The organism is Mucilaginibacter sp., from assembly GCF_025362475.1.
In the GTDB taxonomy this organism is placed as follows: domain Bacteria; phylum Bacteroidota; class Bacteroidia; order Sphingobacteriales; family Sphingobacteriaceae; genus Mucilaginibacter.
In genome coordinates this window covers 40,385-60,194 of the sequence record NZ_JANYGH010000005.1, presented here as the reverse complement: position 1 = coordinate 60,194, position 19,810 = coordinate 40,385, and the positions used below count along the sequence as shown (strand labels likewise).

Genomic DNA, 19,810 nt, shown 5'->3' with positions numbered 1-19,810 from the left:
TTCATTATTATTTATTACGTTATGTAAACAAATTAATAATCATCATGCGTAAATGTTTACAATACATTAGTTTTGTAAACATTTATAAACACAAACTTATGCCAACATTTGATATAGTAAGCAAGATAGACGGCCAAACCCTTGATAACGCTATCAATACCGCTAAAAAAGAGATATTAAACCGTTATGATTTTAACGACTCTAAAAGCACTATCGATCTGGATAAAAAAACAAACGATATAACCATTGTTACCGAGAACGATATGCGTTTGAAAGCCATCCAGGATTCTATCATAGGCCGTATGGTAAAGCAACACCTTGATCCTAATGCGCTTGATTTTGGTAAAGAACAATATGCATCGGGCAATATGATCCGTAAAGAGATCAAAGTTAAAGAAGGTATTGATAAAGAAACCTCCAAAAAACTGGTTAAAAAAATAAAAGACAGCGGCTTAAAAGTTCAGGCATCCATTATGGACGACCAGGTGCGCGTGCAGGGTAAAAAGATAGATGACCTGCAGGCAGTGATCAGTCTTTGCCGTGGCGAAAACTTTGGTCAGCCATTGCAATTTATTAACATGAGGGATTAATTCTAATTCTGCACCCCTCCCGTCGTTACGATGACGAATGATTTAAAACAACAAGAGGCGCATACATGCGCCTCTATAATATATCTCCATTAAAACAGCAGGTTAACCTGCTGTTTCCATTTCTTTAACTTCATTAGGACGACCATTCTTGAATGCCTTACGCGGCGATAAGCCCAGCAGCTCAAACATTGCCATATCGGTATCAAAAGATGGGTTTGGCGTAGTCAGTAACTTCTCGCCTGCAAAAATTGAATTAGCACCAGCCATAAAACAAAACGCCTGTTCAACCACGCTCATTTCTGTACGGCCAGCAGATAAACGCACTACTGTTTTAGGCATAATAATGCGGGTAGTAGCTATCATCCTAACCATATCCCAAACAGATACCCTGGGCTGATCGGCCAGAGGGGTTCCCTTTACAGGTACTAAAGCATTGATTGGCACAGACTCCGGGTGCTTTGGCAAGTTTGATAAAGTCTTCAGCATTGAGATGCGGTCCTCAATCGTTTCGCCTAAGCCAATGATACCTCCACTACATACAGTGATCTTTGCTTTGCGAACATGCTTCAACGTATCTAAGCGGTCATCATAGGTACGGGTAGTTATAATACGTTTGTAGTCTTCCTCAGATGTATCCAGGTTATGGTTGTAAGCATACAAGCCTGCATCAGCCAAACGCTGAGCCTGGCTTTCTGTAAGCATACCCAGTGTACAGCAAACTTCCATATCAAGGCTATTAACGGCCTTTACCATATCAATCACTTTGTCAAAATCACGATTATCCCGCACTTCACGCCATGCGGCACCCATACACAATCTTGAAGCACCGCCTGCTTTTGCCTTTTCGGCAGCTGCAATAACTTCATCCTTTGGCATTATCGCATGAACATCAACACCTGTATTATAACGGGCAGCCTGCGGGCAATAAGCACAATCTTCTGAGCACCCTCCGGTTTTGATCGAGATCAGCGAACTGATCTGCACCTCGGCGTAGTCGGTATTTTCACGGTGAATACTTGCCGCTTTATAAACAAGGTCAAGTAACGGGGTATGGTATATTTCGGCTATTTGTTCTTTTGTCCAGTCGTTTCTTACTTCAGTCATAAGTTTTAATTTAATATCTCAATCTTATTGTTAGCTCGCACTAAGACGCAAAGATTCAAAGATTATTTTCTATTCTGGTTATTTCTGTTTTATTTTATCGCAAAGGTGCTTAGATGCAGGGCATTAAAAATTATTTGCAATGCGTCCCTTCGTTTCTTCACGAAATCAATTCTTAAATATCAATGTTTCAACAAAAGCTTGGTAGCAAGATAAAGCGGCAGCAAAAATCCCGCGCAATCTGTAAAAGTAGTTATGATGATAGATGACGCAACTGCCGGGTCAATCCCTACCCTTTTTAACACAAGCGGAATTGATGCGCCGGTAATACCTGCAATAATTAAGTTCCCTGTCATCGCTAAGAACAAAACCAGGCCCAGCATGGGGTTAGCATCATAGAACAAAGCAATGCAAAAAACTACAAGTCCGTTAGCCGCGCCGTTGAGCATGCCTACCAAAAACTCTTTTATAACAGTATTATATGCCTGGCTATCTGTAAGGTTGCTTAACGAAATACGCCTCACGGTTACCGCGAGGGCCTGTGTGGCGGCATTACCACCCATACCTGCAATAATAGTCATATAAGCTGCAATACCCTTTACCTGCGATACAGTATCATCAAAATGACGAATTACGGAAGCCGCCAAATATGCAGTGGCTAAATTAATAACCAACCATGGCAAGCGGCTTTTAACAGCATCTTTCCAGTTACCGCTCAGTTCCTCATCTTCTGATACACCGGAGATCTTCAAAATGTCTTCGGTATTTTCTTGCTCCATTACGTCGATGATATCATCAACCGTAACCCTGCCCAGCAGTTTCATGTTATCGTCAACAACCGGTATGGTGGTTAGGTTATATTGGGATATCAAGCGGGCAACTTCTTCCTGGTCAAGATCCGCCTTTACATAAACAGGATCGCGCCTTACCAGGTCTTTTACTTTTACATCGGCGTGAGCCTTAATTACATCTTTTATGGATAATATTCCTTTCAGGATATCAAAATCATCGACAACGTAAATGGTGTAAAACTCTTCCATTTCTTCAGATTGACGGATGATCTCGTCCAACGCTGCCTTTTTATCAAGGTTGATGTTCACCTTAATAATATCGGAGTTCATCAAACCACCAGCCGTATCCTCGTCATAACTTAACAAGGCGCGAATGCTGCTTGCATCTTCCTGGTCAATATCCTTTAATATTTCGTGTTGCTGATCTTTATCAAGCTGAGAAATAATATCGGTGGCATCGTCATAGTCCAGTTCCTCCACAATCTCCGATCTTTTCTCGGGATGCAGGTTAATGAGTAGTTCTTCGGGGTGATGCTCCTCATCCATTTCCGAAATTACTTCTGAGGCGACGTCGGTTGGCAGGATATTGATAATGCGTTCTTTTGCTTCCTGCGGAAGTTGCTCAAACAGCAAGGCAATCTCCGAAGCGTGATAATCTTGCAAAACAGCCTCTAAATCAGCATCATCGCCTTCGAGGGCGGTTTTAATGCGGAGGAGATCGGTTTTATCTAATTCAAAAGATTGCATATGCGACTAAAATAAACATTTAAGCCACAAAACAGGAATTAAAAAGGTATTAATTGAGCGTTAAAATAAACACGACACTAACCAATTAGTAACAACATGAACATAGGTGCCAAATAGGTATTGGTGTGTGTTCCATTTACAAATAGGGAGGAATTAGTGGTTTTTTTGGGGATTTTTAACTTTTAACTCGCAATGAACTAACTATCAAAAACTTACAAGTTTAAATTCAAAATCATCTACGACATTACTTGTCGTACTTCTACCATCTGCACTGTTCCATGTTTCCTGAAACAGTATACATATCAATTAAAGACTAAAGTCATACCTGGATTTTAGCCCGCTTACCTTGCCCAATTTGCCCAAGGTTTGTTCAACCTGTGTTTTGCGGATAGAAAGCTGCATGCTGCAATCATTATCAAATTGCTGCTCTAGCACAACCAGGTTATCATCCTTAATTATGCGCATTACATCATTCATTTGCAGGTAATCAAATGTGATGGTATAAATGTCATTCACGGTTTTCTGGATAATTACAGCCTGCTTCAGGGCCTCTTCGGTAGCAACCTTATAGGCATTAATTAAACCGGGAACACCTAACAAGGTACCGCCAAAATAGCGCACCACTACAACCAGGATATTGGTAAGATCTTTAGATAATAGCGTATTTAAAATTGGCCGCCCGGCGGTGCCAGATGGTTCGCCATCATCATTTACCCGGAATACCGACCTGTCAATACTTAACCTCACAGCCCAGCAATGATGATTAGCTTTAGGATGTTCGGCCTTTAGTTTAGCAACTATGCCTTTAATATCATTTTCTGAATTGATGGGGTATGCAAAGCCCAGGAACTTACTGCCCCTGTCGCGAAAGAGGCTTTCAGTTGGTTTTTCTATAGTTTGGTAAGTATCGTCAAAAAGCATTTTAGAAAACTAAAGGCAGAAGGCTTACAGCAAGAGCAATAATTTGCCTTCGTAATGTATATCATTAAATGTGCAGAAATCCCAACGTTTGCGGAAAGTAGATAATTACAATAGCTAATACGGCTATCACAATACCTATTTTATTAAGCAGGCTTAGTTTTTCTTTAAATACCAGCATACCAACCAAAGCACCAACAACAATAACGCCGATGTTCATTGCTGAAAATACTGATGACGGATTATTTGCCAGTGCTTTATGCGCTTTTAAGTAAAATAGTATGTTACCAAAGTTAAACATACCCAATACCCAGCCTATAAAAATATGAGGCCAGGAGAAACGCATTTTTTTGGTAAAAACCTGGTACAACAACCCTATCAACGATAGTACAAACGCCAAGATAAATATGACGAAAATAGCCGTGGTAAACGGTACATTATTAACCTTTGTTATCTGTTTTAACAATACATCAATAACTCCAAAGCCTAAAAACACAATAAGCAAGTAAAGCCAGGAGCCTTTCTCTGCTCTATTGCCGGCACCTTTTTGCCAGGGGATTGAGCATATAATAGCGATGAAAGCCAACGCTATACCAATTATTTTAACTGAGGTTGTTGCCTCGCCAAATAAAAGGAACGCTGCAATTATGGGAATGAATAAGGATAAACGTTGCGCAACATCTGTACGCACTATCCCGGCCTTCCGCACCGAGGAGGCCATAATTACAAAAAGTAACGGAAATAATATCCCGAGTGCCAGGTAATTATAAATGGGAGCCTGCTGCAGGTTTGAAAGAGATGGTCTAAAAAATATCCAGGTAAGCAATATCGCCATGGAGTAATTCCAGGTGATTGCCTGGAAAACATCGATATGATAACGCTTGGCCAGCTTTAGCATAACCGACACAATAACACTGCAACAGATACTTAAAAAAACGTATAGCATTTTATATAATTGGCTTAGTAAAAGAAGCAAGAATTAAGACTCAAGAATCAAGATAAGAAACTAAAAATCAGATTACTTAAGCTAATATCTTAACTAATCTGGCTTTTCAGATGATTTGTTGTATACCTTATTTCTTCCGTCTTGATTCTTGACTCTTAATTCTTGATTTTTCCGACTTGATTTTTATTTATTATGGAGCACCTGCAAGCGGTCGTCCCCTATTAAAGACTCATCCGCAATTATACCGGTTATTTGCGGTGATTTTATACCTTTTGTTAAAACAGTTTTGCCGGTAAAAATACGGGCCTCATCCCAAAGTCCGGCTTCAATAAATGTTTGCAGTGTATGCGCGCCCCCTTCAATTATAACAGATTGAATATCCTGCAGGTATAACTGGTACAAAATATATTGCGGTACATACCGATCAAAATCCTCCAAAGCAATGAACCTGTTTTTTCCATCTACGTTGAACTCAATTTCATTAAAAATCAATGTTTCAACCGATTGATCAAATACATTTGACTGTTTATTTAACTCCAGCCGCCTGTCAATCACCACCCGTTTGGGCGACCGGCCCTCCCAGTAGCGTACATTCAACCTTGGGTTATCAATAGCAACGGTGTTCTTGCCTACCAGTATGGCATCTTCTTCGCTACGCCATTTGTGTACCAGCTTGCGCGATTCCACACCGGTTATCCAAAGCTGACTGCTATCATCCGACGCAAAATAACCATCACTGGTTTGTGCCCATTTCAGAATGATATACGGCCGGTGCTTTTGCACCTTGGTAAAAAAACGGCGGTTAAGCCATTGGCATTCTGTTTCTAGCACCCCGGTAATCACTTCAATACCGGCAGCTTTAAGCTTTTCAATACCCTTGCCATCAACCTGCGCAAAAGGATCGCGGGTACCAACCACAACCAAGGGAATTTGATGCTTGATGATCAAATCGGCACAGGGCGGTGTTTTACCGTAATGCGCACATGGCTCTAAAGAAACATAAATTACAGACTGCCTTAATAGCTCATCAGGGTTATCAAACTTACTGGTAACCTGTGCAATAGCATTAACTTCGGCATGTGCTTCACCATATTTTTGGTGGTAACCCTCGCCTATTATTTTGCCATCATGAACAACAACGGCACCCACCATCGGGTTCGGACTAACCAGCCCTGCTCCCAATTCGGCAAGTTCAAGGCAACGCCGCATAAATTTTTCGTGTTGAACCATGCTGCAAAAGTAGCTTTTATGTTACTTTGTTGTATGATTACTATCCAGGAAGTTTTTGAAGATTACAAAAAGCTGAACAATATATATAGCTCCAATGAAACTGAGGCACTTAGTTTATTGGCTATCAGCGAAATAACACAAACATCAAAAGCAACAATCAAAGCTTTTCCTGAAAAAGTGCTTACTGCCGAACAGCTGGAAAGGCTGCAAAATATTTTAGCCGAACTGCTAACAGGCAAGCCTATCCAATATATTTTAGGTGTTACCGAATTTTATGGATTACCATTTAAAGTAAACCCCAGCGTACTGATCCCCCGCCCCGAAACGGAAGAATTGGTGGAATGGATTTTAAGCGAAATGCAAAAGGTGAAAAACAAAGGTTTTTCGGGACGCATTATTGACATAGGTACCGGTAGCGGATGTATCGCTGTTACCTTAAAAAAGAATGTGCCAGGCGCTGTTGTTTTTGCAATAGACATATCTGAGGACGCCTTACGTACCGCCGAAGACAATGCCGAACTCAATGAAACAGAAGTTAATTTCCTAAATCTGGATATCCTTAACTTTTTGCCAGACAACATCATTCCGAAGTCCGACATCATCGTTAGTAACCCTCCCTATGTTACCCAGGATGATAAAAAGCAGATGCATAACAACGTTACCGATTTTGAGCCGCATACAGCCTTGTTTGTACCCGAAGATGATCCATTGATATTTTACAGGGCTATAGCTGATTTTGCTTTAGTTAATTTAAAACCGGATGGTTATTTATTCTTCGAGATCAATGAAAATCTGGGTAATGAAACCGTTGAACTTTTACAGCAAAAAGGATTCAAAAAAATTGAGTTAAGGCAAGACATGAGCGGTAGAGATAGGATGATTAGCTCGCGGTTGACAGTTGACATATAGCAGTTGGCGGTGGGCAGTGTGTAGTTTACAGTGGGCAGTTGGCAGTTAATAATTGTAGCCAATTTTAAGCGGTAGGTGCCAACTGTTACAAGCAAACTGCTATCTGCAAACTGCCCACTGAGAACTGCAAACTCATGAACGCGGATGAAACTGGCTAATTGTACTTTTTAAATACTCCCTATCCAAATGTGTATAGATCTCGGTAGTGGTGATACTTTCATGGCCCAGCATTTCCTGTACAGCGCGCAGGTCGGCCCCGCCTTCAACCAAATGGGTAGCAAATGAATGGCGAAAAGTGTGCGGACTGATCGTTTTTTTCAATCCCACCGTTTGCGCCAGGCTTTGGATCATCAAAAATATCATCTGGCGACTTAGCCTTGCTCCCCGTCGGTTTAAAAAAACAATGTCTTCCTCACCTTTTTTGATGGGAATATGAACACGCAAACTCGCGGTATATATTTGGAGGGCCTTAATGGCTTCTGCTCCAATGGGTACTAAGCGTTCTTTATTTCCTTTACCTGTAACTTTTATAAATTCAATATCAAGATACAGGTTTGATAGTTTAAGCTCTGTAAGTTCAGATACCCGCAATCCGCTACCATATAAAGTCTCCAGTATGGCTTTGTTGCGGGGGCCTTCGGGCTTTGAAAGATCAATAGCTGCAATTAGCTTATTAATATCCTCGTAACTCAGCGTATCAGGCAGTTTACGTTGAATTTTGGGCGATTCCAATAATTCCGATGGATCATTTTTTATAATGTCTTCCATCAGCATATATTTATAAAAAGCTTTGATGCCCGATAATATTCGGGCTTGCGAAGACGGGATCATGCCCAGCTCATTAACCCAGTTTATAAACTGGCGCAGATCGCCAAGTGTAATGCTTTCGGGCTTTAATTTAATTGCCTGTATTTCAGAAAACTGGTACAGTTTTTCTATATCCCGGCTATAAGCTTCAACGGAATTATCTGCCAGCGATTTCTCTAATTTCAAATACGCCTGGAAACCTTTAATTGCCGAATGCCAATCCAATTGATTTTACTTTTAATGTTTTATAGTTAAGTTTGAACCAATGAAGATACAAATTATTAACGGCCCCAATTTAAACCTGCTTGGCGTACGCGAAAAATCAATCTACGGTAACACCAACTTTGAAAGTTATCTTGAGGAACTGCGTGCCCGTTATGCAAACATCACCATTAATTATTACCAAAGTAATGTTGAAGGCGAAATTATAAACAAACTCCACGAAATTGGTTTTGAATACGATGGGATCGTAATAAATGCCGGTGCCTACACCCACACATCTATTGCAATTGCCGATGCCATCGCGGCCATCAATACCCCCGTTATCGAGGTACATATCTCAAACGTTTACAAGCGCGAAGAATTCAGACATCACTCCATGCTCGCGGCAAGCTGCAAAGGTGTCATTGCAGGTTTTGGCATGGACTCTTATAGGCTGGCTATTGAAAATTTAATAGGATAATGTTTTTTATTCGGATTGAAGGAAAAATATGGTAAATGCAGATTGAAAATTAGAAGATACCGAAACTGCCAATACTAAAGTAGATCGGCCTGCGGCAGATCGGTAAACTTGATTTTCTTTTTAACAAAAAACTGCCATACAATACTACCTCTAAAGGTGCCTTTTAAGTTAGCGGTGAGTAGTGAATCGCCCAAAGTAATTTTTGACTTTTCACTTTTGGTTTTTGATTTAAATAACCCTGCGAAAAAGCTCTGGTGTGCCCTGCTTACCGCCCAGGCATCTCTGCGCTTGCCTTCTGCTAAAAATCGCAGTAAAGCCAGCAGATCCATCCATATGCGCAGGCTAATCACCCAAAAGGCCCTCCAAAACGATAGGTTATTGCTAAGCAATAGTAAATTATTCCTGAAATTAAGGTAGGTTTTAAAAGGATTTTCTGCATCTAATGTGCCTCCCCCAACGTGGTATACCGTTGATTGCGCACAATACATCACTTTGTAGCCCATATTTTTAAGGCGCCAGCATAGGTCAATTTCTTCCATGTGAGCAAAAAAGCGCTCATCAAAGCCACCCGCCAAATCCCAATATTTTTTTTTGATGAATAAAGAAGCACCCGATGCCCAAAACACCTCGCCCGACAGTTCATATTGCCCATGATCCTTTTCAACTTCGTTAAATAGCCTTCCCCTGCAAAACGGGTAACCGTAGGCATCTATAAAACCACCCGCAGCACCCGCATGCTCAAAAGTATCTTTCTGTGCATAAGCTAATAATTTTGGCGCCGCCGCGGCAATTAGCTCATCGCTTTCCATCAGGCTGATCACCGGCTCTATCCAGCCGGGTACTACTTCCACATCAGAGTTTAGCAGAATATAATAATCAGCATCAACCTGGGCCAAAATTCTGTTATAGCCCCCGGTAAATCCGTAATTTTTGTCGTTTTGAATAATGCTGACAGTTGGGTAATTCTCGCTCACAAAAGCTACAGAATCATCGGTAGAGGCATTATCGCCCATCACAACTTCAAGCCCTGGCCAGGTGGATGCCATAACTGAGGGAAGAAATTGCTTAAGGTATTTAGTACCGTTCCAGTTTAAAATTACTACGGCAACCTTTGGTTTATTAATCATCTATGTAAATCCTCCGGCCTGAATTTCCACCTTCGGTGCGACCATAGCCAATATTGTGGCTCCTTCCTAATCATGCCATCCAGGTATTGTACGTGCATATCTGTAATCTCATGCTCGGCAGTTTGTTTGGGATTTTCAGTCAACGGAACTAATGTGTAAGTATAATAACCGCGTTTAACGCGTTTCATGTCATAAAAAACAACAGCGGCATCAATTGTTTTAGCTATTTTTTCGATACCTAAAAACACCGCTGTAGGTTGGTTTAAAAATTTGGCAAAATAAGTAACCTCGTGCATTACGGGCGTTTGATCGCCAACCAGCACGCTTACCGTTAACTCTTTCCTATACTCTACCATTTTACGCAACGTTTGCTTCATAGCTACCGGCTGCCCCCCAAAACGCGAACGAATCTGGATAAAAAACTGATCAAAAATTGCATTCGACAATGGTTTATAAACTATCATAAACCTTTTATCGGTAACAAAATTAAAATTAAGCGCCGCCATTTCCCAATTGCAATAATGGCCGGCTACTGCAATAATACTTTTACCTTTGGCAAAGTACTCATGCACCAGTTCGGCGTTTGTGGCTATTACTCTCTTCTGGATTTGTTTTTCAGATACAGTGATCATTTTAACCGTTTCAACAATCAAATCAGCAAGGTAGCGATAGTATTTACGCTCGATATCCTGCCGTTCTTTTGCCGACTTTTCTGGAAAAGCATTGGCCAGATTTTGTTGCACAACATTACGGCGATAATGTACGATGTAGAATATAACTACAAACAAAACATCAGATATGAGATACAAAAACCAAAAGGGCAATAACGATATCAGGTATAAAAATACTATACCTAACCTTAAAAGCCCTTTTTTTACCATTATTTTAACCAATTTTGAACACAAACATAAAATATATGATTGAAAAAGGTGCTGTATTGCCAATGTTTTATCTTCCGCCGGTTGAGTATTTTGCACAATTAAATACTTACAAGCCTGATATACTGATAGAAAGAGAAGAACATTTCCCTAAACAAACTTACCGTAACCGTGCCAATATTTACTCGCCCGAGGGTATCCTTACATTGGTGGTGCCGGTTGTAAAAGGTTCAAAAAAACATACAAAAGTTAAGGATGTTAAAATAAGTTATGATTTTGACTGGCAACGCCTTCATTGGCAAAGCCTTGGTGCCTGTTACCGACGGTCGGCTTATTTTGAATATTATGAGGATGACCTGGCCATGTTTTATGATAAAAAAAAGCAGATCCCTTATTTGTTTGATTATAATGAACAGCTTTTGCAACTGCTGCTTAAATTTATAAAAATAAAAACGGAAATAAAATATACCGACGAATACCATGCAGCGTATCCATCCATTCCAGACTTCAGGGAATCAATCCATCCTAAAAAAGATGCCGAGTGGGAACAAAAACCTTACTTCCAGGTTTTTGAGGACAGAAAAGGGTTCCTGAAAAATCTGAGTATAGTTGATCTGCTTTTTAACCAGGGCCCACAAAGCTTAAATTATTTATAAATGGATAATCGTATTAAAAGAGTACGCTATAACGCCCGCAGGCGCAGCGGTAACGTAGGCGATAGTCCGGGCCTGATTGTGGTACCGGAAGGTGCCCTTACACCTCATATAGCTGTTTTTAGTTATAATAAAGATGAGCTGATCACATCTGAGGGTAAAGACATTAAAGTAATCCTCTCCCAGTTAAAAAAGTGTGATAACCATACACACTGGATAAAGATCAATGGCCTCGGCGATGCCCAACTGATAGAGCAGATAGGTGTTCATCTAAATATAAACCCTTTAGTGCTGGAAGATATTGCCAACATTCACCAGCGCCCAAAGTTTGATGAGTATGAAGATTACGTATTTAGCACCAGCCGCATTGTACATTTTAACAGTGAGGATGAGCTGGTAAATCACCAGTTTTCATCTATTGTAAAGGATAACCTCATTATTAGCTTTGAAGAAGACCACAAAGAGTATTTTGAAGCAGTTAAAGCCCGCCTAAAAGCAGGTAAAGGGGCCATACGTACTGCAGGACCAAGCTATATGTGCTATGCGCTTACTGATACCATCATTGATACTTACTTTATTTTACTTGCACAGATAGGCGACAAACTGGATAGCATAGAAGATAAAGTTTATAACGATGCCGATAAAAGCATCATGTTCAATTCTCAGCAAATTAAACGTACCCTGATCATTATACGCCGTGCAAGCTGGCCCGAGCGTGATAAGATCAATGATATGATCCGCTCGGAAAGTGTGCTGATCCCCCCCGAAGTAAAACTTTTTTTGCGCGATGCTTATGACCACTGCATCCAGGCGATGGACCTCATTGAAAACTACAAGGAGGTAACTTCCAGCATTATTGATCTTTACCTATCCATGGTGAGTAACCGGATGAACGAGATCATGAAGGTGCTAACTATCATCTCGGTTATATTTATTCCACTCACCTTTATCGCGGGTATTTACGGAATGAACTTTTCGAGGCAAGATGACAAAGGCCACGTTTTACCAGATAATATGCCCGAACTTTACTGGCATCACGGCTACATATATGCTATTGTTTTTATGTTTTTAATAGCGATTGTACAGGTTGTTGTATTTTGGAAAAAGGGGTGGTTTAATAAATTGTAATTCAATTTTGGGGTTTACACAAAAGCCCGACGTTATTTTGCGGCACCCATATTTAACCTTTGTAATTCACGAATTGAGCATCCGCTATGCTTAAAACACAAAAAAGCCGTCTCAAATCAATGAAACGGCTTTTTCATTAGCGTCAAATCGTTATTTCTTAAACTCCGGCTTTAAATCGGCAGCCATTGCTTTCCTGAATTTCATTACTTTAGGTGTAGAAACCGATGCGATGTATGGCTGATCTAAATGGGTTTTATAATACCCCTGGTGATAATTTTCAGCAGCATAAAATACAGTGAAAGGTACAACCTGCGTAACTACAGGGTTGATGTAATGCTTTGACTCATTCACTTTTTTAATGGTTGCCTCCAGAATATTTTTTTCTTCAGGTGTCCTATAAAATGCAATTGAACGATAGTCGGTACCCTCATCAGGTCCCTGGCGGTTTAATGTTGTAGGATCATGGGCAAAGAAAAATGCCTCAGCCAGCTTAGCATAACTGATCACTTTTGGATCATAGTAGATCTGCACAGTTTCGGCATGATTAGTAGTGGCCGTGCTAACTTCCTCATAAGTTGGATTTTTGGTGTTACCACCTGCATATCCGGATATCACTTTGTTAACGCCTTTTAGCTCAGACATAGCCTCGCCCATGCTCCAAAAACAGCCGCCACCAAAAGTAGCAAGGGCTTCACCGGTTTTAGGTTTAGGGAGAGTTGCCATTGCGTTGCCACCTTGTTTTGGTTGACCGCTTACACAGCCAACAAATAAAAATACACCTGCGATATATAATATTAACTTGTTCATGATTATTATATTTTTAATTACTTAGACGTATATACGCAACAAGCCTTACAACCAGATGGTCACCGTAAGGTAATCTTGAACTACTTGAGTTTAGGGCTGATACCTGATCCTTTCTGAAGCGATTTTCTGACCATAAACAGTATGTCACCCAGGCCGTTTGTTTTAATCTCAAAAACAGTCGACAACATCATCCCCAGTTTATCTTTAGTAAAACCCTTGCCGGCCATCCATTCCAGGTAGCTTATTGGTATATCGGCTATAATAGTGCCTTTATATTTACCGTAAGGCATAGGGGTTTGTACAATATCTATCAGTACTTTAGGATCGGGCTGTAAGTTTTCCACAGAAGCAAAGGTAAAGGAATTTTAGCCTTTTGTTTGAACTGATTACCAGGAATTAACTGTAAATCTTTTCAATCCAAAAGAGGATCAAACACAAAGCATTGCCATGTGTTACCTTTAAAATTATAAACTATGGAACAGCAAATTGAAGCTACGCTAAGTGGCACCGATAGTGAAATTGATGGCATCTTACAATCTATTACATATGGCAACTTTACAAAAGCATATGAATTTAAATCTATCGACGGAACATTACACCTGATTATAGCTAAAGATAATGATGGCGAATGGATCAGGTTAACAGGTACCGAGCCGTACTTATCCAGTTGGATAGATGAACTGGCAGAACAGGTAAGTTCATTAAAATAGATTAGTATAAATTGATTCATTTGTTCTGGAGCTAAATTCTCCCGAACAAATGAATCAATGATCTTTAAACCCAATTATAAATTAACGGGTTTCATTTTAGGCGAAAGCAAATGCATGATAAACCAGGCTAGCAAGTAAGCACAACCGCATATCAGGAAAATGATATTATAGCCCGTTACCAGGTGCCCGCTCTCTTTATAAAATTCTAATATATGCCCAACCAAAAACGGGAACAGTATACCACCTACCGAACCTGCCATACCACCAATACCTATTACAGAACTAAGTGCCCTTTTAGGGAACATATCTGATGCAGTGGTAAAAATATTAGCACTCCAAGCCTGGTGAGCCGCTGCAGCCAAACTTATTAAAGCCACGGCTTGCCATACATTAGTGGCGTACATGGCCGATATAATAGGCACAACACACAATGCAAATATAAACATGGCTGTTTTGCGCGCTTTAAATACAGGCCATCCCTTTTTTATAAGATACGATGATAAATAACCACCACCAATACTACCTATTGACGTAGCAGTATAAACCAGGATTAAAGGAAGACTTGGTTTTTTAAGGTCGAGATTAAAAGTGCTTGAAAAATACGAGGGCAACCAAAACAGGAAAAACCACCATATAGGATCAGTCAAAAATTTACCAATCACAAAAGTCCACGTTTGTCTGATACCAAAAAGCTGTATCCATTTTATCTTGCTTTCATTTTCTGCTAATAAAGCTTCATCAGCATCACTGTTAATGTATGCCACCTCTTCCGGAGTTACCTTTTTATGCTTTGCCGGAATTTCATAAAAGATCCACCAAAATATCAGCCACACAAAACCAATAGCGCCGGTTATTAAAAATGCCATCTGCCACCCATAAACACCCAATATCCAGGGCACCATTATAGGTGCAACTACTGCCCCAATATTAGCCCCTGAGTTAAATATGCCCGTTGCAAATGCCCGCTCCCTTTTTGGAAACCACTCTGCTACTACTTTAATTGCAGCCGGAAAATTACCCGATTCGCCTAAGCCCAAGGCGGCCCTAACCACCCCAAAACCAAATGTACTTGTAACAATTGCGTGAAGCATGGCCGAAATACTCCATACAATCAATGATATCGTGTAACCTAATTTGGTACCTATTTTATCAATAAAACCACCAAAAAGTAATAGTCCTAAAGCATATGCGGTAGAAAATGCCATTACGATATAACCGTAATCGGTTTCTGTCCATTTAAACTGAATTTCAAGTACAGGTTTTAATAAGCCTATCACCTGCCTATCGAGGTAATTTATTGTTGTAGCAAAAAATAAAAGTGAAACTACAACCCATCTGTAGTTTCCAACTTTGGTTTCTCTCATTATAATTGGTTTAAATTGGTTATTTGCAGGTTTGTACCATCTCCAGCAACTTTATTGTATCGTTATACAATTGGTTATACAAACGATTTTCAAGTACATTTTTACTAATTAGCTTACTGCCCATGCCCACAGCACAAACCCCTGCCCTAAACCAGGTGCTGATATTATCAATATTCAAATCTACCCCACCTGTAGGTATGAACAATTGCCCCGAAAACAGATCCCGGATTGAAGAAACAAACTCCGGCCCTAAAATATTGGCCGGGAAGATCTTGATCAGTGCCGCCCCATGCTGTTGCGCGGTATGAATCTCGGTAGGTGTCATACAGCCCGGTATCCATAACAACTTATGCTGGGTGGCTATTTTCTCCACTTCGGGATTAACAATTGGCGATACAATAAAATCGGCTCCTGCGCTGATAAACGCGGCAGCTTCTGCACCGGTTTTTATAGTACCTATACCCAAATACAGATCGGGCATTTCATCCTGCTGCGCTTTCTTTAAAACCTTGAAATTTGCCAATGCGGCAGGGCCACGGTTGGTATATTCAAACACCCTTACTCCTGCCTTATATAAGGTGCGGGTAATTTCCAGGCTCACATCTGCATCTTCATAAAAAAAAAGCGGCAACGTACCCTGGGTTAGTATAGCATCAAGTACTATTTCTTTTTTGCTCATGATTTAATGGCTTTAATAATTTCTTCAACTGTTTTATTGGTGGCGTCGCCCTCAATAAATAGTTTGGTGTATGCGGCTGCGGTAGCAAATTCCAGTGTTTGTCGTGGATCCTGGTTATTATAAAACCCATATATCAACCCCGCCATAAAACAATCGCCACTGCCTACTTTGTCAATCACCTCATCTGTATCGTATTGGTTGGAGTTATATAGCTTATCTCCGGTGTATAGGGCAGTATAATATTCAATTCCTTTACCTGCGTCAAAGCGGAAAGTATTGGCAACAGCCTTGCATTTGGGATATTGCACCATAATACTTTCTGATGTTTGCAAGGCCTCTTTAAGATAGATGCTTTTTTGCCCCGATTCGTGAATATCCGGTGCGATAGGTATACCCAGCATCATTTCGGCAGCCCAGATATTGCCCATCATAAGGTCGGCATATCCTGCCAATTTTGGCATAATATCAATGGGCTCCTTACCGTATTTCCATAGCTTTGAACGGTAATTGAGATCAATAGAGATGGTGATATTTTTTGCCGAAGCAGCTTCCAGTACTTCTAAACAAACATCTGCTGCATCCTGGCTAATAGCCGGGCAAATCGCGCTAAAATGAAACCAGCTTACACCATCCAAAACTTTATCCCAGTCAACCTGTCCCGGTTTCAGGGTAGCAAATGCCGAACCCGCCCGGTCATATATCAGCGCATTGTTTTTAATATCCTTGCCACGGGTTAAGTAATATAGTCCTATCCTCTCACCCGTTGTGAAAACCGAAGATGCATCAACCTTTTTTTGCTGCAGATAATCGGTTATTTGTTTGGACATCGCATTACCTGGCAATGCCGTAAAATATGCCGATGGCAGATCCCATAATGCTAAGGCTGTAGCTACATTCAGCTCGGCCCCGCCAACAAAAAATGGCAATTGGTTGTCATTAAGCCATTCGCCATCAGCATCGGGGCATATCCTTAATAACAGCTCGCCAAATGAAAGTATTTTGCCCTGCGGAGATTTTATTTCAAGTGCCCGGCTCATTTTGACTGATCGAAATTAAAGTAATTCTTAGCGTTATAGTAACATATATCCTGGATGATCTTACCTGTCCATGTGATGTCATTTGGCAGTTCGCCATTTTCAATATCATCACCAAACAGGTTACAAACTAACCTGCGGAAGTACTCGTGCCGGGGGAAAGACAGAAAACTGCGCGAATCTGTCAACATACCAACCATCCGGCTGATAAGGCCGATATTGGAAAGCGCGTTCAGCTGTTTAGTCATCCCATCCTTTTGATCCAGAAACCACCATGCCGATCCAAACTGCACTTTACCGGCAACAGAGCCATCGTTAAAGTTGCCCGTCATTGAAGCCATCAACTCGTTGTCCGCAGGGTTTAAATTATACAATATGGTTTTGGCCAGCTGATTAGTAGTATCCAACCGGTTAAGAAATTTAGATAATGCCCTACCCTGCGAAAAATCACCTATAGAATCCCAACCTGTATCAGGCCCAAGTTCGCTTAAACCGCGTGCGTTGTTGTTGCGTAATGCACCTAAATGTAACTGCATTACCCAACCTTTTTCGTGATTCCAAAGGGCAAACTGATGTAGCAAAGCCGATTTAAACTTCAGGATCTCATCAACCGATAACTCCTGCCCGCCCCTTATTTTTAAATATATCGAAGCAATTTCTGTTTCTGTGTAATCCTCCGCGTAAACCTGTTCCAAACCATGGTCTGATAAACGGCAACCATTTTTGGCAAAATAATCATGGCGGCTTTTTAAAGCTGCCAAGTAAGCCTCTATAGAATCCATTGGATTGTTAGCTATGGCTTCCAGCTTATCAATGTAGCTATTTAATACAGCCAAATCATCGGCATTCATAGCTTTATCCGGCCTGAAAGTTGGCAATACCTGCACCTCATAGCCATCGGCCTTAATCTGTTGATGATATGACAAATCATCCAACGGATCATCAGTTGTACAGATAACCTCTACATTTTTATTTCTGATGATATTACGAACGCTGTATTGCGGCAATTGCAGTTTGTTGTTGCAATCCGTATATATTTCAAGAGCTGTTGCCGGCGAAAGCAATTCGTTTATATCGAAATATCGCTGTAATTCCAGGTGTGTCCAATGGAAAAGTGGATTGCGTAAAGTATACGGAACGGTTGCTGCCCATTGTTCAAATTTCTCCTGGTCTGTTTTATTACCGGTTATGTATGCCTCATTAACACCATTAGCACGCATAGCACGCCATTTATAATGATCGCCATTGAGCCAGACCTTTGTGATGTTCTCAAAATTAATATCCGCGGCTATCTGATCGGCCGGTAAATGGCTATGGTAATCTATAATTGGTAAATCGGCAGCATAATCATGGTATAAGCGCTGCGCTGTTTTTGTATTTAGCAAAAAGTCCTGATCTAAAAACCCTTTCATCGTATAATTTTATGCCTTATCAAGTAAAGACCGTTTAACACCCATTTCCAAACCTCGTAATTCGGCCAAACCCTTTAACCTGCCTATTGCCGAATATCCATGGTAGGTTTTGTAATTAAAATCATCCAGCAATTTATGCCCATGATCAGGGCGCATAGGTATAGCAATATCTTCGCGACCGTCCTTTTCTCTTTTTTGTTGCTCCAGAACAATGTTCTTCATTACCGCATACATATCAGTGCTTCCTCCCAAATGCTCTGCCTCATAAAAGCTGCCATCGGCCTCTCGCTGTACATTGCGCAGGTGCAGAAAATGAATGTGTTCTCCTAATCTTTCCACAATACCGGGCAAATCATTATCAGCCCGGGCTCCCAGCGAGCCGCTGCAAAAAGTTAAACCATTGCTTGGTGAAGGGCAAAAGTTTACAACATCCGCCAGATCTTGCTCGGTAGAGACCACCCTTGGCAAACCTAATATCGGGAAAGGAGGATCATCGGGGTGAATACACATTTTAACTCCAGCCTGTTCTGCAGCCGGAATAATGCCTCTTAAAAAGTAGGCGAGATTTTCCTTTAATCCTGTTGCATCAACATTGGCATAACGTTGCAAATGCTCCTTAAATTCGGCAATGGATAATGTTTTATTGGTACCCGGAAGGCCGGCCATCAGGTTGTTGATGAGCTGTGCTTTTTCATCAGCTGTAATGCCGTCAAGATATTGTTTGGCAATTTGCTGCTGCGCGCTGCTATAATCATCCCGGGCGCCATTGCGCTCCAAGATGTACAGATCAAAGGCGGCAAGTGCTTTTGCATCATACCTTAAAGCAGTTGCCTGGTTAGGTAACAGGTAATCAAGATCGGTACGGGTCCAATCCAAAACAGGCATAAAATTGTAACATACAATTTCAATACCAGCCTTTGCCAAATTTTGAAGCGTACTGATGTAGTTTTCAATGTACTTGTCTCGGTCTGCACCGGCAGTTTTAATGCTTTCATGGATGTTTACACTCTCCACAACCGACCAGCGCAGTCCGGCCTCTTCAATCAATTTTTTTCGTTGGATGATTTCATCCAATTCCCACACCTCACCTACCGGAATATGATAAAGTGCAGTAACGATGCCTGTAGCTCCGCATTGGGAGATTGCTGTAAGTGTAACCGGATCGGCGGGGCCAAACCATCTAAATGTTTGTTCTAAATTATTCACTATAGGTTAATGGTATTGTAGTTTGTAAGGGGCAAATTACACATCATTATTTTAGGATGGAAGCCTTATTTGAAACAATCTACGATAACGA

Annotated in this window: 21 protein-coding genes; 6 read left to right on the top strand and 15 right to left on the bottom strand. The window is 40.9% G+C overall.

The window, feature by feature from the left end:
• The first annotated feature begins 98 nt into the window (after positions 1–98).
• Positions 99–590: a YajQ family cyclic di-GMP-binding protein gene (locus Q0R88_RS02170; protein WP_295711715.1), complete on the top strand. Its 492-nt coding sequence runs from the start codon at positions 99–101 to the stop codon at positions 588–590.
• A 102-nt stretch (positions 591–692) separates the two neighbouring features.
• Here the strand turns inward: Q0R88_RS02170 and bioB are convergent, their stop codons facing one another.
• The 5 genes from bioB to ribD form a co-directional block, all read right to left on the bottom strand.
• Complete coding sequence (bioB, locus tag Q0R88_RS02165; protein ID WP_295711713.1) at positions 693–1,694, bottom strand: biotin synthase BioB; 1,002 nt, start codon at positions 1,692–1,694, stop codon at positions 693–695.
• A 179-nt stretch (positions 1,695–1,873) separates the two neighbouring features.
• Positions 1,874–3,229 carry a magnesium transporter gene (mgtE, locus tag Q0R88_RS02160; protein WP_295711711.1) on the bottom strand — a complete coding sequence of 452 codons (1,356 nt, stop codon included), beginning with the start codon at positions 3,227–3,229 and terminating at the stop codon, positions 1,874–1,876.
• Between the two features lie 306 nt (positions 3,230–3,535).
• Positions 3,536–4,150 carry a YigZ family protein gene (locus Q0R88_RS02155; RefSeq protein ID WP_295711709.1) on the bottom strand — a complete coding sequence of 205 codons (615 nt, stop codon included), beginning with the start codon at positions 4,148–4,150 and terminating at the stop codon, positions 3,536–3,538.
• A gap of 64 nt (positions 4,151–4,214) precedes the next feature.
• Positions 4,215–5,093, bottom strand: coding sequence for a DMT family transporter (locus Q0R88_RS02150; protein WP_295711707.1), 879 nt, complete (start codon positions 5,091–5,093; stop codon positions 4,215–4,217).
• A 183-nt stretch (positions 5,094–5,276) separates the two neighbouring features.
• The gene (gene ribD, locus Q0R88_RS02145) at positions 5,277–6,323 is read right to left on the bottom strand and encodes a bifunctional diaminohydroxyphosphoribosylaminopyrimidine deaminase/5-amino-6-(5-phosphoribosylamino)uracil reductase RibD (RefSeq protein ID WP_295711705.1); all 1,047 of its coding nucleotides are present in this window, start codon (positions 6,321–6,323) and stop codon (positions 5,277–5,279) included.
• A 33-nt stretch (positions 6,324–6,356) separates the two neighbouring features.
• Here ribD and prmC point away from each other — a divergent pair, with 33 nt between their 5' ends.
• Entirely contained in the window at positions 6,357–7,232 is an 876-nt protein-coding gene (gene prmC / locus Q0R88_RS02140; RefSeq protein WP_295711703.1) for a peptide chain release factor N(5)-glutamine methyltransferase, read from the top strand.
• A 132-nt stretch (positions 7,233–7,364) separates the two neighbouring features.
• On the opposite strand, the gene xerD is transcribed toward prmC, so the two are convergent.
• Complete coding sequence (gene xerD / locus Q0R88_RS02135; RefSeq protein WP_295711701.1) at positions 7,365–8,264, bottom strand: site-specific tyrosine recombinase XerD; 900 nt, start codon at positions 8,262–8,264, stop codon at positions 7,365–7,367.
• A gap of 40 nt (positions 8,265–8,304) precedes the next feature.
• On the opposite strand from xerD, the gene aroQ reads away from it, so the two are divergent.
• A complete protein-coding gene (gene aroQ, locus Q0R88_RS02130; protein WP_295711699.1) occupies positions 8,305–8,721 on the top strand; it encodes a type II 3-dehydroquinate dehydratase in 417 nt (138 codons plus the stop codon).
• Positions 8,722–8,795: 74 nt separating this feature from the next.
• Here the strand turns inward: aroQ and Q0R88_RS02125 are convergent, their stop codons facing one another.
• Together Q0R88_RS02125 and Q0R88_RS02120 are read right to left on the bottom strand one after the other, a co-directional pair.
• Positions 8,796–9,848: a glycosyltransferase family 2 protein gene (locus Q0R88_RS02125; protein ID WP_295711697.1), complete on the bottom strand. Its 1,053-nt coding sequence runs from the start codon at positions 9,846–9,848 to the stop codon at positions 8,796–8,798.
• Positions 9,845–10,729, bottom strand: a complete 885-nt coding sequence (locus Q0R88_RS02120; protein ID WP_295711695.1) for a lysophospholipid acyltransferase family protein — start codon at positions 10,727–10,729, stop codon at positions 9,845–9,847. The genes Q0R88_RS02125 and Q0R88_RS02120 overlap by 4 nt, the downstream gene beginning before the upstream one ends.
• 14 nt (positions 10,730–10,743) lie before the next feature.
• Here Q0R88_RS02120 and Q0R88_RS02115 point away from each other — a divergent pair, with 14 nt between their 5' ends.
• Positions 10,744–11,382, top strand: coding sequence for a WbqC family protein (locus Q0R88_RS02115; RefSeq protein ID WP_366086607.1), 639 nt, complete (start codon positions 10,744–10,746; stop codon positions 11,380–11,382).
• Positions 11,383–12,507, top strand: a complete 1,125-nt coding sequence (gene corA, locus Q0R88_RS02110; protein WP_295711694.1) for a magnesium/cobalt transporter CorA — start codon at positions 11,383–11,385, stop codon at positions 12,505–12,507.
• Between the two features lie 150 nt (positions 12,508–12,657).
• Here the strand turns inward: corA and msrA are convergent, their stop codons facing one another.
• On the bottom strand, positions 12,658–13,314 hold the full coding sequence (gene msrA / locus Q0R88_RS02105) for a peptide-methionine (S)-S-oxide reductase MsrA (RefSeq protein WP_295711693.1): 657 nt from the start codon (positions 13,312–13,314) through the stop codon (positions 12,658–12,660).
• Between the two features lie 80 nt (positions 13,315–13,394).
• Complete coding sequence (locus Q0R88_RS02100; protein WP_295711692.1) at positions 13,395–13,658, bottom strand: DUF3820 family protein; 264 nt, start codon at positions 13,656–13,658, stop codon at positions 13,395–13,397.
• Positions 13,659–13,787: 129 nt separating this feature from the next.
• Here Q0R88_RS02100 and Q0R88_RS02095 point away from each other — a divergent pair, with 129 nt between their 5' ends.
• Positions 13,788–14,024: a hypothetical protein gene (locus tag Q0R88_RS02095; RefSeq protein WP_295711690.1), complete on the top strand. Its 237-nt coding sequence runs from the start codon at positions 13,788–13,790 to the stop codon at positions 14,022–14,024.
• Between the two features lie 74 nt (positions 14,025–14,098).
• On the opposite strand, the gene Q0R88_RS02090 is transcribed toward Q0R88_RS02095, so the two are convergent.
• Genes Q0R88_RS02090 through uxuA form a run of 5 tightly spaced genes read right to left on the bottom strand, consistent with a single transcriptional unit; the run spans position 14,099 to position 19,722 of the window.
• Positions 14,099–15,388, bottom strand: coding sequence for an MFS transporter (locus Q0R88_RS02090; protein WP_295711688.1), 1,290 nt, complete (start codon positions 15,386–15,388; stop codon positions 14,099–14,101).
• Positions 15,389–15,407: 19 nt separating this feature from the next.
• On the bottom strand, positions 15,408–16,067 hold the full coding sequence (locus tag Q0R88_RS02085; RefSeq protein WP_295711687.1) for a bifunctional 4-hydroxy-2-oxoglutarate aldolase/2-dehydro-3-deoxy-phosphogluconate aldolase: 660 nt from the start codon (positions 16,065–16,067) through the stop codon (positions 15,408–15,410).
• Positions 16,064–17,104: a sugar kinase gene (locus tag Q0R88_RS02080; RefSeq protein WP_295711686.1), complete on the bottom strand. Its 1,041-nt coding sequence runs from the start codon at positions 17,102–17,104 to the stop codon at positions 16,064–16,066. The genes Q0R88_RS02085 and Q0R88_RS02080 overlap by 4 nt, the downstream gene beginning before the upstream one ends.
• Complete coding sequence (gene uxaC / locus Q0R88_RS02075; protein WP_295711684.1) at positions 17,101–18,513, bottom strand: glucuronate isomerase; 1,413 nt, start codon at positions 18,511–18,513, stop codon at positions 17,101–17,103. The genes Q0R88_RS02080 and uxaC overlap by 4 nt, the downstream gene beginning before the upstream one ends.
• Positions 18,514–18,522: 9 nt before the next feature.
• Positions 18,523–19,722 carry a mannonate dehydratase gene (gene uxuA, locus Q0R88_RS02070; RefSeq protein ID WP_295712049.1) on the bottom strand — a complete coding sequence of 400 codons (1,200 nt, stop codon included), beginning with the start codon at positions 19,720–19,722 and terminating at the stop codon, positions 18,523–18,525.
• Between the last annotated feature and the right edge of the window lie 88 nt (positions 19,723–19,810).

Coding starts and splice junctions, on each gene's coding strand:
- Q0R88_RS02170 (WP_295711715.1), top strand. CDS start 99: ATGCCAACATTTGATATAGTAAGCAAGATAGACGGCCAAACCCTTGAT.
- bioB (WP_295711713.1), bottom strand. CDS start 1,694: ATGACTGAAGTAAGAAACGACTGGACAAAAGAACAAATAGCCGAAATA.
- mgtE (WP_295711711.1), bottom strand. CDS start 3,229: ATGCAATCTTTTGAATTAGATAAAACCGATCTCCTCCGCATTAAAACC.
- Q0R88_RS02155 (WP_295711709.1), bottom strand. CDS start 4,150: ATGCTTTTTGACGATACTTACCAAACTATAGAAAAACCAACTGAAAGC.
- Q0R88_RS02150 (WP_295711707.1), bottom strand. CDS start 5,093: ATGCTATACGTTTTTTTAAGTATCTGTTGCAGTGTTATTGTGTCGGTT.
- ribD (WP_295711705.1), bottom strand. CDS start 6,323: ATGGTTCAACACGAAAAATTTATGCGGCGTTGCCTTGAACTTGCCGAA.
- prmC (WP_295711703.1), top strand. CDS start 6,357: ATGATTACTATCCAGGAAGTTTTTGAAGATTACAAAAAGCTGAACAAT.
- aroQ (WP_295711699.1), top strand. CDS start 8,305: ATGAAGATACAAATTATTAACGGCCCCAATTTAAACCTGCTTGGCGTA.
- Q0R88_RS02125 (WP_295711697.1), bottom strand. CDS start 9,848: ATGATTAATAAACCAAAGGTTGCCGTAGTAATTTTAAACTGGAACGGT.
- Q0R88_RS02120 (WP_295711695.1), bottom strand. CDS start 10,729: ATGGTAAAAAAAGGGCTTTTAAGGTTAGGTATAGTATTTTTATACCTG.
- corA (WP_295711694.1), top strand. CDS start 11,383: ATGGATAATCGTATTAAAAGAGTACGCTATAACGCCCGCAGGCGCAGC.
- msrA (WP_295711693.1), bottom strand. CDS start 13,314: ATGAACAAGTTAATATTATATATCGCAGGTGTATTTTTATTTGTTGGC.
- Q0R88_RS02095 (WP_295711690.1), top strand. CDS start 13,788: ATGGAACAGCAAATTGAAGCTACGCTAAGTGGCACCGATAGTGAAATT.
- Q0R88_RS02090 (WP_295711688.1), bottom strand. CDS start 15,388: ATGAGAGAAACCAAAGTTGGAAACTACAGATGGGTTGTAGTTTCACTT.
- Q0R88_RS02085 (WP_295711687.1), bottom strand. CDS start 16,067: ATGAGCAAAAAAGAAATAGTACTTGATGCTATACTAACCCAGGGTACG.
- Q0R88_RS02080 (WP_295711686.1), bottom strand. CDS start 17,104: ATGAGCCGGGCACTTGAAATAAAATCTCCGCAGGGCAAAATACTTTCA.
- uxaC (WP_295711684.1), bottom strand. CDS start 18,513: ATGAAAGGGTTTTTAGATCAGGACTTTTTGCTAAATACAAAAACAGCG.